The following is a 13,437-nucleotide window of genomic DNA, read 5'->3' as shown; positions in this document are numbered from 1 at the left end:
CCATGCGGATATCCGATGCGGCACGCAATGCATTGACTGAATCGCGCACCGCGCTAGTCAAGCTCTCAAAATGACAAACGATCGGACCGTCAAGACACGGCCGGCGATAATAGGGGCGCAACCGGGATGAGATTCGAATTTCTCGCGGCAACCGCACTAGCGGTAACTGTCGCCGTGCCTGCTTTTGCCGAAGGCGGCACCTCCGCGCCCGACGAAACGGCGCAATCGGACGATATTATCGTAACCGCGACCAAGCGCGAACGTACGCTCGGCGATGTGCCGCTGTCGGTATCGGTCACGACGCCCGAAACGATTCAGCGCGCGCAGATCATCGACGTGATCGACCTGCAAACCGTCGTCCCGTCACTGATGGTCCAACAGTTTAACGCCATCGGGCAGACCAATTTCTACATTCGCGGCTTCGGCAACGGCAACGGCAACGACGGGATCGAGGGATCCGTCGGCCTGTTCATCGACGGCGTCTATCGCACGCGCACTTCGGCCGGCATGGACGATTTGCCCGAGATCGAGCGGATCGAGGTGCTGCGCGGCCCGCAATCGACCTTGTTCGGCAAGAACGTGTCGGCGGGCGCGATCAGCATCGTCACCAAGAAACCGCAATTCGCCTGGGGTGGCAAAGCGGAGCTGACCGCAGGCAACTACGGCCTGATGCGCGCTTCCGCGACGCTTACCGGGCCGATCTCCAGCACGCTCGCGCTGCGGCTGTCGGGCACGATCAACCAGCGCGACGGCACCTTCACCGACACGCTGACCGGGCAGGACATCAACAACCGCAATCGCTATTCCGTGCGCGGCGATCTGCTGTGGCAGCCGAACGCCGATCTCAGCGTGCGCATCCTTGCCGACTATACGCGCATCAAGGAACGTTGCTGCGGGGTCACCTCGCTCCAGAATGGGCCCGCAACGCAATTCATCGGCGCACCGGCACCTTTTGGGCTGGGCAAGGCGATTTCCGATCCCGCGAATCCGTTCAGCTACAAGGTCGCGTTCAACACCGATCCCAGCAATCGTCTGGTCGGCAAGGGCGTGTCGGGCCAGATCGACTATAATCTCGGCTTCGCGTCGCTGACTTCGATCACCGCCTATCGCAATCAGGTCAACCAGTCGCAGCAGGACGTCGACTTCACCGGCGCCGATATCGTCACCAACACGACCGCCAATGATATCAGCACCTTCACGCAGGAAGTTCGGCTTGCCTCCAAGGATGGCGGCCGTTTGAACTGGCTGCTCGGTGCCTTCTATCAGGACGAGAGCGTCGATACCGGGCGCGACATTCGTTTCGGTCGCGAGACCCGCGCGTTCGCCGACGGTGTGAGCGGCGGCGCGATCGGCCAGCTCGAAACACTCCAGTCGCTGGTCAATCCGGGCGTGATACCGGGCCGCACGTACTTCCAGCCGGGCCAGGGTCTGTCGGATCGCTACAAACTCTCGCAGCGCTCCTTCTCGATTTTCGGCGAGGTCGATTTCAAGGTCACCGACCGGCTGACGCTGACCGCCGGTGCCGCCTATCTCAACGATCACAAGCGCGCCCAGTCGTTCGTGGTGATGAACGAGCCCTTTTCGGCGCTCAATCTGCAGAACGTGCCGGAGCTCGGCTTCCTACCGCTGGCGATCCTCAACCCGCTTGCCCCGCCCGGCGCAACCATTCCGACCAATCTGTTCGCGCCGCTCAGCCAGCTGCAATTCTTCTATGCCAACTCGCCGGTCCACGGCCCGGTCAACTTCCCCAACGCGACGGAAAGCGGGGTGCTCGATGGCGACAAGGTCACCTATTCGCTGCGCGCGGCATATGATTTCGGGCCGGTGAACGTCTATTTCAGCTACGCCACCGGCTGGAAGGCGGCGGCGTTCAACCTGTCCTCCGACGGCCGTCCGCCCGATGGCAACGGTGTTGGCCGCTCGGCCGCGCCGGAGAACGTCACCGTCTACGAGGCGGGGATCAAGGCGCAGTTCCGCGGCGGCTATCTGAACCTCGCCGTGTTCAAGCAATCGATCATGGGCTTCCAGTCGAACATCTTCACCGGCTACGGCTATTCCCTCCTCAACGCGGGCGAGGAGTCCGTAAAGGGTTTCGAGGTCGACGGTGCCTATGCCCCTGTGAAGATGCTGAGCCTCACGGCGGCGGCGACCTATCTCGCGCCGCGCTATGACAGCTTCAAGGGCGCGAGTTGCGTCAACTACGATCTCGTGCGCTGCCCGATCAATCCGGTCACGGGCCTACGCCCGAATTTCCGCGATCTGACCGGCGATCTGCCCGCCGGAATCCCCGAGTGGCGCGTGTCGGTTTCCGCCACCGCCAATCACGACATCGCACCCGGCGTGAACGCCTATCTGCGCGGCGAATACGACTATACCAGCCCGAATCACCTGTCGGAATCGACCCCGCCGGGCATCGGCACCTGGGGGGCGAACGTCGTCAACGCGAGCGTCGGAGTCAGCTTCGAGCGGGTGAAGCTCGACCTCATGCTGTGGGCGCGCAACCTGACGAACGACAATTCGATGATCAGCACCTTCCCCACCGTCGCGCAGGACGGCAGCTACACGGGCTATCCCACGCAGCCGCGCACTTTCGGAGCGACGATCCGCAAGTCTTTCTGAAACAACGACAGTTTATGTCGCCCCGCAAGATGAATGGAAGTGGGATCGTGAAGAGTGTTGCTGCATGGCGACTTGTCCCCTTCCGGCGACGGCAGCCATAACGGTTACAAATCTGCGTCAACCGCGCCCGCGGGAGAGTGACAAACGCAAAAAGGCAGCGCACAAGCGGGCCCACGCTGTCTCCAGGCGTGAACCCGATGTCGGCTTTAACGACACAGCAGGAAGGAAGACCAATGGCAAAGACCCCGTCCGCCGCGCCGAAGACCGGCGGCATCCACGCCCCGATCACCCCTTCGCCCGAGCTCGGCGCGATCGTCGGCACCGACAAGCTGCCCCGCAGCGAGGTGATCAGCAAGGTGTGGGAGTATATCAAGAAGCACGACCTTCAGAATCCTGCGAACAAGCGTGAGATCCTGGCTGACGAAAAGCTGAAGAAGATCTTCGGCAAGGACAGCGTGACGATGTTCGAAATGAACAAGCATCTCGCCGGCCACATGAAGGCGTAAATTCTCTATCCGGCGCAGGCACTTGATCCTGCGCCGCCGCGATCCGGCCGGCTCGCCTCTCGCGAAACCGGCCGGACGGGCCTGCCACGGGCAGGAACTTACCGCATATTCGCTTCGTTTGGCCTCCCAGTTTACCAGGAGAGACCAGATGACACGCACCAACCTGTTCGTCAGCGGCGTCAGCGCCGCCGCGCTGTTGTTCGTGAGCGCGCCCGCCCTTGCGCAGGGCAAGGCCGACCGCGCCCGCTCCGCCATCGCCGAAGCGCAGGGCAAGATCGACGCCGCCAACAAGATCGGCGTTTCAGGCGACGCCCCCCGCCTTTCGGCACAGGCCCAGGCATCGCTCCGCACCGCGCAGGAAGAACTCGCGCGCGGCATGAAGGACGAGGCGATCGCCAATGCGCATCACGCCTCCGAACTCGCCGACACCGCGCTCGGCGTAGCACAGCGCGAGCGGGATTCCGCCGCCGCCGCCCGCGCATCCGACGCGCAGCAGCAGACCGTAGCGGCGCAGCAGGCCGCAGACGCCGCCAACCAGCGCGCCGATGCCGCGCAGCAGGCCGCCGCCGCAGCGCAGGCCGATGCCGCCGCCGCACGCAACGCCCCGCCGCCCCCGCCGGTCGTAATCGCCGCGCCGCCTGCCCCGACCACGACGGTGACGACCGAAACGGTGAAGTCGGCGAGCGCATCGACCGCGCCGCGTCGCAAGGTGGTGCGCAAGACCACCACCGCCCGCAAGGCCGCGCCGAAAGTGACCGAGCGCACGACGACGAGCATCACCACGTCGCAGTGATGCAAAACGTGCCGGGGAGCCGTTGGCGGCTCCCCGGATCTTTTCCGAGATAGTGAAACTGGTGGTCCCGGAGGGACTCGAACCCCCGACGCCCACATTAGGAATGTGGCGCTCTATCCTGCTGAGCTACGGAACCGCTCGACCGCATCCCTACCGGGGCGGCGCGTGTGGCTCAAGCTAGTTGACCGAGTCCGGCGGCAGGACCGGGAACGGCAGCGGCGCGACGGGAACGCCTTCTTCGACCAATGCCTTGGCCTCGGCGAGCGACGTCTGGCCGTGGATGATCGCGGCGGGCTCATCGCCGATGTGCATCGCCCGCGCCCGGTCAGAAAAGGCCGAGCCCACCCATTCCGACTTTTCGAGCGCCTTGGCCTGCGCGGCAGCGAGTTGGCGCATGGCCTCCTTCATCACCTCGGGCGGCGGTGCGTCCTTGGCCCGCACGACCGCCTTGGACGAGTTCGGGCGACTGTTGCCCTTGGCGGCGACATTGGGCGCCATCACCGCCTTGGAGATCGCGCCGTCGCCGCACACCGGGCACGACAGCAGGCCGCGTTCGCGCTGATCCTCGTAAGCCGCGCTCGATCCGAACCAGGCCTCGAAAACATGGCTTTGCGCACAGGCGAGATCGAACACGATCACGCCGTCGCCACCTCCGGGATGGCACGCCGATGCGCCAGCACCGGCACACGCGCCCGCACGTCGGAGATCAGCGCGGGGTCGATCTCGGCGAAACCGATGCCGGGCGCCTCGCCCATGTCGAGCAGCACGTTGCCCCAGGGATCGACGACGAGCGAATGGCCGTAGGTCTCGCGCCCGTCCTCATGGCTCCCGGTCTGCGCGGCGGAGATGACGAAGGCCGCACTCTCAATCGCGCGCGCGCGCTGCAGGATATGCCAGTGCGCCGCCCCGGTCGGGCGCGTGAAGGCGGCGGGGATCGCCAGCAGGGTCGCGCCGGCGTTGCTCAGCGCGCGGAACAGATCGGCGAAGCGCAGATCGTAGCAGATCGACAGGCCGAGCTTGCCGGCGGGCGTCTCCACCACCACCGCGCCCGCGCCGGGGGCATAGCTCGCGGATTCGCGCCAGCTCTCGCCGCTCGGCAGATCGACGTCGAACAGATGGAGCTTGTCGTAGCGCGCGCGGATCTCGCCCCGGTCGTCGATCACGAAGGCGCGGTTCGCCAGCCGCCCGTCGGGCGCCAGCACCGCCAGCGAGCCGAGATGCACCCAGACGCCGTGTTCCTTCGCCGCCGCGCGCGTGGCCGCCAGCACAGGATCGTCGCTCTCCTCACGGATCACCGCCGCCGCGCGCTTGCGATTGCTGTCGACGAGCCCGGACATCTCCGGGGTGAACAGCATCGCCGCGCCGCCATCCGCCGCCGCGCGGATGCCGTCGACGATCGTGCGCGCATTGGCGGCGGGATCGATCCCGCTCGTCATCTGGAGCAGCGCGACCTTCATGCGGCCAGAAGCGCGTCGAGCTTGCCCTCACGCTCCAGCGCGGCGAGATCGTCCGATCCGCCGACATGCCTTCCGTCGATGAAGATCTGCGGCACGGTCGAGCGGCCGTCCGCGCGATCGAGCATCTCCTTGCGCTTCGGGCCGCCCATCGTGATGTCGAATTCCTCGACCTCGACGCCCTTGTCCGCCAGCAGGCGCAGCGCCCGCGAGCAATAGGGGCAGAAGGCCTTGGTGTAGATTTGTATGTGTGCCATGCCGGTAGAAGTGTGGGGTCGCCCCCCGCTTGTCAATCGCTTGCGCCTTCATCTAGCACGCGCGCCCAGCACAGGATCGTGACCGAGGCGGCGCCAGCGCGCAGCAGCGCGGCGGTGCAGGCGTCGGTGGTGGCACCGCTCGTGTAGATGTCGTCGATCAGCGCGACCGTGCGGCCCTTCACGCGGTCAGGATGCGCGACGCCGAACACGCCCTTCACCGCCCGCTTGCGCGCTTTCGCGCCGAGCCCGCGCAGCACCGGCGTCGCGCGGCGGCGGACCAGCGCGACGGGATCGTGCGCGATGCCACTGCTCCGCGCCATTGCCGCCGCGATCAGCGCCGCCTGGTTGAACCCGCGCGACCACAGCCGCCAACGGTGCAGGGGCACCGGCAGCAGCAGGTCGGCCCCATCGGGCAGCAGGCGCGCCATCTGTCGCGCAACCGTTTCGGCAAAGGCGATCCGCCCGCCGTATTTCAGCCGCAGCGCGACAGTGCGCGCGACATCGCCGTACGCGACCGCCGCCAGCACGCCGTCATGGCGTGGGGGATCGGCGCTGCATGCGGCGCAGCGAGCGTCGTCGCCCATATCGTGGTCGAACGGTACGTGGCAGCCAGCGCACCACGGCGGCGCGAGGAAGCGCAAGCTGCCCCAGCAGGCGGCGCAGAAGCGGTGATCCTCGCCCGTTACCGCGCCGCACCCCGGGCAGCGCGGCGGCAGCGCGAGCCCGGCGACGAAATGGAGCGGAGACAGGAGGCGAAGCACGCCCGCGCTTGTCGCAAGCCGCGCTTCCCGGCACAAGCCGCCCGCGATGAACGACTCCGCGGGCGTCCCCGACATCTTCGACCGCGCCGCGCGCCGCCTGCGCCGGACCCGCGCCGCGCCCGGCTTCGCGGCGTTCGATTTCCTGCGCGCGGAGATGCTCGACGGGATCGCCGACCGGCTGCTCGACGTGAAGCGCGCGTTTGCCGACGTGCTTGATCTCGGCTGCTTCGACGGCGGTTTCGTCGCCCCGCCCGGCGCGACGGTGACGCGGTGCGACGCCTCCGCCGCTTTCGCGGGCATTGCGGGCGGGATCGTCGCGGAGGAGGACCGCCTGCCCTTCGCGCCCGGCAGCTTCGATCTGGTGGTGTCGGCGGGGGTGCTCGACAGCGTCAACGATCTGCCCGGCGCGCTGATCCAGGCGCGGCGCGCGCTGCGGCCCGACGGGCTGTTCCTGGCGGCCTTCACCGGCGCGGGATCGCTCGCGACGCTGCGCGCGGCTCTGCGCGAAGCGGAGGGCGAGCGGCCTGCGGCGCGCATCCACCCGCAGATCGACGTGCGCTCGGCGGGCGATCTGCTGGTGCGTGCGGGCTTCGCGCTGCCCGTCGCCGACAGCGAGACGCTGACGGTGCGCTATTCGGGACTCGGCGGGCTGCTGCGCGATCTGCGCGGCATGGCGGCGACTAACGTGCTGGCGGGCCGCGCTCCGCTGCGGCGCGACACGCTCGCGCGCGCGTCCGAGGCGTTCGCGGCGCGCGCCGATGCCGACGGCAAGACGCCGGAGCGATTCGAGATCGTCTATATGACCGGCTGGGCCCCTGCCCCGTCGCAACCGCAGCCCGCGAAACGCGGCAGCGCCACCGCGTCGCTGGCGGCGGCGTTGCGACAGAAGCCGTAGGGGTAGGCCGTCACTTCGTTCAGGCGGAGCCGAAAAGGGTGACTATCGAGCATCGGAGCGCAGCGTGCTCAAGGCACGTGAGCACCGAAGCGCAGAGAATCGCGCTTTGCAGGCCCGCATGAGCGGAGTGACCGCCTACCCCTAGCCGATCAGGCCGCTGCCGCTCTTTGCCAGCATCCGCCCGATCGCATCGAACAGCGAATCCATCGCCACCGGCTTGAACAGTACTTCGTCCGCGCCCTCGGCCAGACACGTCTCGCGCAGGTCGATCGCGGTGTCGGCAGTGAGGATGACAACGGGCAGCTTGCCCTTGGCATCGCCGCGCGCGCGGATGCGGCGCAGCGCCTCGAGCCCGTCCATGCCGGGCATGCGCAGATCGAGCAGCACCATGTCGAAATCGGTCCGCTCGATCAGGTCGAGGCCGATCTCGCCGCTCTCCGCGCCGACCATCTCGGCACCGGCGACATCGAGCATGTCGTTGACAACGCGCCGATTCATCGGATCGTCTTCGATGAACAGGATTTTCATCGCCGGTCGCCGGCGCGATAACCCAAAATGGGGCGATTTGGTCTCATCATACACTCACTATCGGATCATGCCGCTCGCGTTACAAGCCCGTTAGCAACGGTTTGCTGCAGTTCCGTATCATACATTAGGGCCGCCAAGGCTGCGCCCGCAATCGGTTTCGCCACAATGCGGTCGATGCCCGCCTTCATGGCGCTGGCACGCATCCCGTCATCCGGCGCGGCCCACAGCAAGGTCGTCGTCGCGCCTGCAGCAGCGCGCGCAAGGCCGGACAGTGCGGCATCGATATCCTCAGCCGGGACGCAACCCTGATCGACCAAAATCTGCGCGACACCACCGTCCCCGATACGCGTCACCGCCTCCTCAATGGACGCAGCGAACACAATTGTTCCGGCGCGCGGCTCCAGCACGGCGCGCAGCATAGCCCGCGCGATCGGGTTGCGATCGACGATCAGCAGCACGCTCGGCGCGGCGTCCGCGGTCTCCTCGACGGCAGGCTCCGCGAGCACCAGCGGCAGATCAACGAAGAAGGTCGATCCGGCGTCGAGCACGCTTTCGACACGCACGTCGCCGTCCATCGCGCGGGCGAGATTGCGGCAGATCGACAGGCCGAGGCCGGTGCCGCCGAAGCGCCGCGTCGTTCCGGCATCGACCTGGCGGAAGGATTCGAAGATGAGATCGTATTTGTCGGCAGGGATGCCGATGCCGCTGTCGCTGATCGCGATGGTCAGCACGTCGTCGACCGCGCGGACGCTCAGGCGAACCTCGCCCTTCTCGGTGAATTTGAGCGCGTTCGACAGCAGGTTGAACACGATCTGGCGCAGTCGCGCGGCGTCGCCGACGATCCGGTCCGGCGCGGCATCGAGATCGAGCGCAAAGCCCAGCCCCTTGGCCTTCGCCTGTTCCTGCCACAGCCGGCAGACGTCGCGCAGCGTCGCCTTCAGATCGAACGGCGCCTGCTCGATCGTCATGTTGCCGGTTTCCATCTTGGCGACGTCGAGAATGTCGTCGACCAGCGCGCGCATCGTCACACCCGCGCCATGCACCACGCCGAGCCGGTCGCGCAACGTCGGCGCGAGGTTCTGGTCGGCGAGGATCACCTGCGTCATGCCGAGGATACCGTTCAGCGGCGTTCGAATTTCATGGCTGGTCGTCGCCAGGAACTCGGTCTTGGCGGCAAGCGCCTTGGCGAGCGCGACGTTGGTTGCGGCAAGATCGATATTGGCGGCGCGCACTTCGTTGCGGCTGCGGCGGATCGTGAAGAGTCCGACGCCGAGCAGGCCGACGATCACCACCGTGACGACGGCGGCACCGATGAAGATCAGCCGCTGCGTATCGGCGCGCGCGCGTTCGAATGCGGCGGTGCGCGTCAATTCGTCGTTGCGCAGCTTGGTGATGCGCAATTCCTGATTGGCGAAATCGAAGCGTGCTGAGGCCAGCGCCGAATTGCTCGATGCGGTGGCGCGCGAAGCCTCGTCGTCGAGATGCTTCTGCGCCTCCAGATGCGCCATAGCCTGCTTGTCGTCGCCGATCGCCTTGAAGGCGAGATAGGCGGTTTCATGCGCCTCGCGGTCGGCGAGCGTCGGGTTGGCGGGATCGCGATCGGCAAAGGCGCGCGTGATCAGCTCTGCCGCGCGCCTGGCGTCGTGATGCTGGAGCGCGGCCTGCGCGGCTAGCGGCCAGAATTGCGCGACGCCCGCGGCGGCGGCCTTGTCCTTGCCGTACTGGAGCCCCTCCGCGATGGTGCGATCGGCAGCGTCGAGATGGCCGGCGAGCAACTGCGTGCGGGCCAGATTGCTGAGCAGGCGCGCCTCCAGCATCGGGCTGTGCATCTTGCGCCCCAGCATGATCGCCTCGCGGAACTGCTTCTCCGCCTCGGCGTAGCGGTGCATTTCCTTCAGCGCGCAGCCGCGGATGTTGAGGATCGGCATCAGCAATTGCGGATCGGCGCTATACACTTCGCGCGCCTGGTCGGCGTAGCGCAGCGTCTTGGGATAGTCGTTCGCCTCCTGATACAGGAGCGCGATGCTGAGCAGCGCGATCGCCCGGCTGCGTGTCTCGCCCGTATCGCGGAACGTGTCGTGCGCCTGCTGGAAATCGGACAGAGCACGGGCGACATCGGCCTTCGCCATATGTACGCCGCCCAGCGACAGCAGCAGGTCGCCCTTGAGCTTGGTCGGCTTCGGATCCTGCGCGATGCTCTTGTACGCGCCTTCGATCAATGGCGCGGCATTGCGCATGTCGCCGAGCCGGGAATAGGCCTCGCCGCTCAGCCAGCGCGCCGTCGCCAGCGCCGTCACGCGGCGCGCGGGCGGCAGCGTCGCTGCGATCGCTTCGGCGGCACGCGCCTTCTCGATCGTCGCCATCGGATTGGCGACCATGGCCGCCTTGGCTTCAGCGATCTTTGCATCGAAAGCGTCCGGTGCGCCGGCGGCACGCACCATCGGCGCCGCGACCAGCATCAGGATCGCCAGCAACGGCGCAATCACGGTGAAGGGGCGGAACATGCTCATGTCCGGCCAGTCTAGGCCGGAACGCCTTAACGTCGCGCTAAACGAACCGCTCAGGCGCTACGCCAGAAGCTCGCCGGGCGCTTGAACATATCGCGTGCGTCGTGATCGAACTGCAGCTTCTGGTCGTTCATGAACGCGCGGAAGGCGTCTATCGAGATCGGCCGGCTGATGAGATAGCCCTGGACGATATCGCAGCCCATTACCGTCAACAGCGCCATCGCGGCCTGCGTCTCCACACCCTCGGCCGTAACTTCCATGTCGAGCGCGTGCGCCAAATCGATCGTCGAGCGCACGATCAGCGGGTCGCGGTTGCTGCTGGTCAGTTGCAGCACGAACATCTTGTCGATCTTCAGCTCGCGCGCGGGAAGCTGCTTGAGATAGGCGAGAGAGGAAAGGCCCGCGCCGTAATCGTCGATGGCAATGGCGATGCCGACATCGGCGAAGCGGCGCAGATTGGCGATCGCGCTCTGCGGATCGCGGATCACGGCGGTTTCGGTGATCTCGAAACCGATCTTCGCACCGCTTGTTGTGATCGTGCGGCAAGCCTCCTCGACGAAACGCGCGTCGCCGAGCAACTGGCCGGAGATGTTGATGAAAATCGTCAGGTCGCGGCCATCGGCGGAAAGAAGGCGCTGGTCGGCGATCACCTGATTGAGCGTCCAGTAGGTAAGATCAGCAATCTGGCGCGCTTCCTCCGCCAGCGTGATGAAATCGCCCGGCATGATCAGGCCGTGGCGCGGATGCTGCCAGCGGACCAGCGCCTCCGCACTGTTGATCTCCTGCCGGCGGACATGGACCTTGGGCTGATATTGCAGGAACATCTCGCCATTGGCGATCGCGGCGGGCAGTTCGCGCGTCAGCGTCAGCCGGTCGAGCATCGGCGTGCCGATCGACAGATCGCGGACCACGATGCGTTGCTCGGCGCGCGCCTGGTCGAGCGCAGCCTCGGCCTGTTCGGCAAGCCGAACGTCGTCTGTCACGCCAAGCGGCGCCGCGGCGGCAGCGAGGGTGACCTCGATGTGCAAGTCCTCGCCGTCAATTACGAACGGAACCGCAAGCGCAGTATCGAGCGCGGCGACGATCCGTTCGACATCGGCGACGTTATCGCCGCCGGCCTCGAACTCTACCGTGGTGCGGCTCGCTGCCGTACCGAGGAGCGACGGGTCGGTGGCAGCAGCGCGCGCCAACAGATCGAGCGCAAGCCGGTCGGCACGGGCGCGGCCCAGATGACGACGCAGCGAGGCAAAGTTGGTGATCTCCGCCAGCGCGACGAACTGCCACGGCTGAAGGGCTCGCGGCGTCGCGGCATCGGCATGGATAACAAGCGGCCCTGCGCCCGCGCGGCGCAGCTTGCGCGTCGGCAGACCGGCGACCGCGACGTCGGCGACGGGTACGATCGTCTCGGCAGTACCGCGCGTATCCGCCAACGCGCCGATTGACGCGGCCACGCGTCCGCCGCGCCGAAGCTGACGGCGTGCGGGTTGGGGCTTTTCGACGGTGCGCGCCATGTTCCGTGACCTAGCAAACCAGCCCTGAAGGAACGGTTAAACGCTGCCGCGAGGGAGCGGAACGGCCCGCAAATAGGTTTGATTCGTGCCTAACTTTCCATTAACTGAAAGCCGCGCTCAACGTAGCGCGCTAGGGAGAAAGTAAATGCTTAAGTTCCTTCTCTCGCTGGTTTACAGCGACACGAACATCAAGCCCTGGTAAAACAGGGATCGACCCGGTCGGCGGTTTAATTGGGGGTTTTCCGCAGCTTAGCATCCGACCGGGTCGATTTTTACCGATACAGAACGGGCGGTCTTCGGGCCGCCCTTTTCGTTTGTGGGGCATGAGCGGCTGACCCGCTCCGGGTAGACAGCCGGTGGACAGCGACAGAAAACACGATGTTTGCACCGCCTAAGTACGAATACCTAGGTCCGATTTCGGCACTCCGAAATCAGCGCAGCGCCTCGCAAAATCGCGCCATGAAAGTCGCCCCGCGTGTCAGTTGCGCGACCTCCAGATATTCGTTCGGCTGGTGCGCCTGTTCGATCGATCCGGGCCCGCAGATGATCGTCGAGAAGCCCGCTTCCTGGAATTGTCCGGCCTCGGCGGCATAGGATACGACCCGCGCCGGGCCGTTGTCGCCGGCCAGTCGCCGCGCCAGCAGCTCCGCCGCGCTGTCGGGATGCGGCGCGAGCGGCGGCGTCGCCGATCGCCGCGTCACCTCGACTCCGGCATCGGCGAAGCGCGCCTTGATCGCCGCATCCTCCGCCGCGCACAGCGCAACGAACGGCGCGATCACCGCGTCGGGATCGGTCCCGCCGGGCGCGCGTAGATCGAACACGAACACGCATTCGCGCGCGAGGATGTTGACCGCCGTCCCGCCGTTCACCAGCCCGATCGTCAGCGTCGCGTGCGGCGGATCGAACGGCGATGCCGGATCGGGATTGCGCTCCAGCTCCCCCGCCAGCGTCGCCAGCGCGTTCATCAGCTTCACCGCGACCATATTGGCGGAGACGCCGAGGTGCGTGAGGCTCGAATGCGCCTCATGCCCGCGCACCGTCACGCGCCAGCTCGATATGCCCTTGTGGCCGCTCACCACCTCCATGTTGGTGGGCTCGCCGACGATCACGGCGAGCGGCGCGGGCAGTTCCTTCACCAGCTCGCGGATCATCGAAGGGGCACCGAGGCAGCCGACTTCCTCATCATAGGAAAACGCCAGGTGCATCGGCCGCGCGACGGGTGCGCGCGCCACCTCAGGGACGACCGCCAGCGCGAGCGCCAGGAACGCCTTCATGTCGCACGTGCCGCGCCCGTAATAGCGCTCGCCGCGCCGCGTCAGCGTGAAGGGATCGCTCGCCCAGTCCTGCCCGTCGACCGGCACGACATCGGTATGGCCCGACAGCACGACGCCGCCCGCCACCGCCGGGCCGACTGTCGCATAGAGGTTCGCCTTGCGCCCGTCCTCGTTGACCACCCGGCGCGAGGCGACGCCGTATTGCCCAAGGAAATCCTCGACATATCCGATCAGCGCGAGGTTGGAATCGCGTGAGGTCGTGTCGAACGCGATCAGCCGTTCGAGATGCGCGAGCGCGGCGGATTCTATTTGGCTGGCGTCCATCGCACCAG

At 66.6% G+C, this 13,437-nt stretch carries 12 protein-coding genes and 1 tRNA gene; 4 read left to right on the top strand and 9 right to left on the bottom strand.

All coding sequences use genetic code 11. The annotated features are described in order from the left end of the window. Positions 1 to 126 precede the first annotated feature (126 nt). The 3 genes from Q5H94_RS02640 (at position 127) to Q5H94_RS02630 (ending at position 3,918) form a co-directional block, all read left to right on the top strand. Complete coding sequence (locus Q5H94_RS02640) at positions 127 to 2,619, top strand: TonB-dependent receptor (protein WP_304559661.1); 2,493 nt, start codon at positions 127 to 129, stop codon at positions 2,617 to 2,619. 233 nt (positions 2,620 to 2,852) lie between these two features. Then, the gene (locus tag Q5H94_RS02635) at positions 2,853 to 3,125 is read left to right on the top strand and encodes an SWIB/MDM2 domain-containing protein (protein ID WP_304559660.1); all 273 of its coding nucleotides are present in this window, start codon (positions 2,853 to 2,855) and stop codon (positions 3,123 to 3,125) included. Between the two features lie 148 nt (positions 3,126 to 3,273). Next, a complete protein-coding gene (locus tag Q5H94_RS02630) occupies positions 3,274 to 3,918 on the top strand; it encodes a hypothetical protein (RefSeq protein WP_304559659.1) in 645 nt (214 codons plus the stop codon). Between the two features lie 59 nt (positions 3,919 to 3,977). On the opposite strand, the gene Q5H94_RS02625 is transcribed toward Q5H94_RS02630, so the two are convergent. The 5 genes from Q5H94_RS02625 to Q5H94_RS02605 all read right to left on the bottom strand — a co-directional run bounded on the left by Q5H94_RS02625 (position 3,978) and on the right by Q5H94_RS02605 (position 6,390). Beyond that, positions 3,978 to 4,054: transfer RNA gene (locus Q5H94_RS02625), tRNA-Arg, on the bottom strand. 41 nt (positions 4,055 to 4,095) lie between these two features. Then, positions 4,096 to 4,557, bottom strand: a complete 462-nt coding sequence (locus Q5H94_RS02620; RefSeq protein ID WP_304559658.1) for a DUF1178 family protein — start codon at positions 4,555 to 4,557, stop codon at positions 4,096 to 4,098. Further along, a complete protein-coding gene (locus tag Q5H94_RS02615; RefSeq protein WP_304559656.1) occupies positions 4,554 to 5,375 on the bottom strand; it encodes a carbon-nitrogen hydrolase family protein in 822 nt (273 codons plus the stop codon). Before Q5H94_RS02615 ends, Q5H94_RS02620 begins: the two co-directional genes overlap by 4 nt. Further along, positions 5,372 to 5,629 (bottom strand): glutaredoxin 3, encoded by a 258-nt coding sequence (gene grxC / locus Q5H94_RS02610; RefSeq protein WP_304559655.1) that lies wholly within the window; start codon positions 5,627 to 5,629, stop codon positions 5,372 to 5,374. Before grxC ends, Q5H94_RS02615 begins: the two co-directional genes overlap by 4 nt. A gap of 32 nt (positions 5,630 to 5,661) precedes the next feature. Continuing rightward, positions 5,662 to 6,390, bottom strand: coding sequence for a ComF family protein (locus Q5H94_RS02605; RefSeq protein WP_304559653.1), 729 nt, complete (start codon positions 6,388 to 6,390; stop codon positions 5,662 to 5,664). Positions 6,391 to 6,436: 46 nt separating this feature from the next. Here Q5H94_RS02605 and Q5H94_RS02600 point away from each other — a divergent pair, with 46 nt between their 5' ends. After that, the gene (locus Q5H94_RS02600) at positions 6,437 to 7,285 is read left to right on the top strand and encodes a class I SAM-dependent methyltransferase (protein ID WP_304559650.1); all 849 of its coding nucleotides are present in this window, start codon (positions 6,437 to 6,439) and stop codon (positions 7,283 to 7,285) included. A gap of 141 nt (positions 7,286 to 7,426) precedes the next feature. Here Q5H94_RS02600 and Q5H94_RS02595 read toward each other — a convergent pair whose 3' ends face one another. From Q5H94_RS02595 to argE, 4 genes are all read right to left on the bottom strand, one after another. Next, on the bottom strand, positions 7,427 to 7,813 hold the full coding sequence (locus tag Q5H94_RS02595) for a response regulator (protein WP_304559648.1): 387 nt from the start codon (positions 7,811 to 7,813) through the stop codon (positions 7,427 to 7,429). Positions 7,814 to 7,878: 65 nt separating this feature from the next. Next, a complete protein-coding gene (locus tag Q5H94_RS02590; RefSeq protein WP_304559646.1) occupies positions 7,879 to 10,323 on the bottom strand; it encodes an ATP-binding protein in 2,445 nt (814 codons plus the stop codon). Between the two features lie 50 nt (positions 10,324 to 10,373). Then, a complete protein-coding gene (locus Q5H94_RS02585; RefSeq protein WP_304559644.1) occupies positions 10,374 to 11,771 on the bottom strand; it encodes an EAL domain-containing protein in 1,398 nt (465 codons plus the stop codon). Between the two features lie 491 nt (positions 11,772 to 12,262). Then, on the bottom strand, positions 12,263 to 13,429 hold the full coding sequence (gene argE, locus Q5H94_RS02580; protein ID WP_304559643.1) for an acetylornithine deacetylase: 1,167 nt from the start codon (positions 13,427 to 13,429) through the stop codon (positions 12,263 to 12,265). Positions 13,430 to 13,437 lie beyond the last annotated feature (8 nt).

The sequence above is a fragment of the Sphingomonas immobilis genome (genome assembly GCF_030580995.1).
Classification (GTDB): domain Bacteria; phylum Pseudomonadota; class Alphaproteobacteria; order Sphingomonadales; family Sphingomonadaceae; genus Sphingomonas; species Sphingomonas immobilis.
This window is presented reverse-complemented; position numbering and strand designations above follow the sequence as displayed.

Bases quoted from the DNA above. Each gene is read 5' to 3' on its own strand.
- Q5H94_RS02640 (WP_304559661.1), top strand. From the start codon at position 127: ATGAGATTCGAATTTCTCGCGGCAACCGCACTAGCGGTAACTGTCGCC.
- Q5H94_RS02635 (WP_304559660.1), top strand. From the start codon at position 2,853: ATGGCAAAGACCCCGTCCGCCGCGCCGAAGACCGGCGGCATCCACGCC.
- Q5H94_RS02630 (WP_304559659.1), top strand. From the start codon at position 3,274: ATGACACGCACCAACCTGTTCGTCAGCGGCGTCAGCGCCGCCGCGCTG.
- Q5H94_RS02615 (WP_304559656.1), bottom strand. From the start codon at position 5,375: ATGAAGGTCGCGCTGCTCCAGATGACGAGCGGGATCGATCCCGCCGCC.
- grxC (WP_304559655.1), bottom strand. From the start codon at position 5,629: ATGGCACACATACAAATCTACACCAAGGCCTTCTGCCCCTATTGCTCG.
- Q5H94_RS02600 (WP_304559650.1), top strand. From the start codon at position 6,437: ATGAACGACTCCGCGGGCGTCCCCGACATCTTCGACCGCGCCGCGCGC.
- Q5H94_RS02595 (WP_304559648.1), bottom strand. From the start codon at position 7,813: ATGAAAATCCTGTTCATCGAAGACGATCCGATGAATCGGCGCGTTGTC.
- Q5H94_RS02590 (WP_304559646.1), bottom strand. From the start codon at position 10,323: ATGAGCATGTTCCGCCCCTTCACCGTGATTGCGCCGTTGCTGGCGATC.
- argE (WP_304559643.1), bottom strand. From the start codon at position 13,429: ATGGACGCCAGCCAAATAGAATCCGCCGCGCTCGCGCATCTCGAACGG.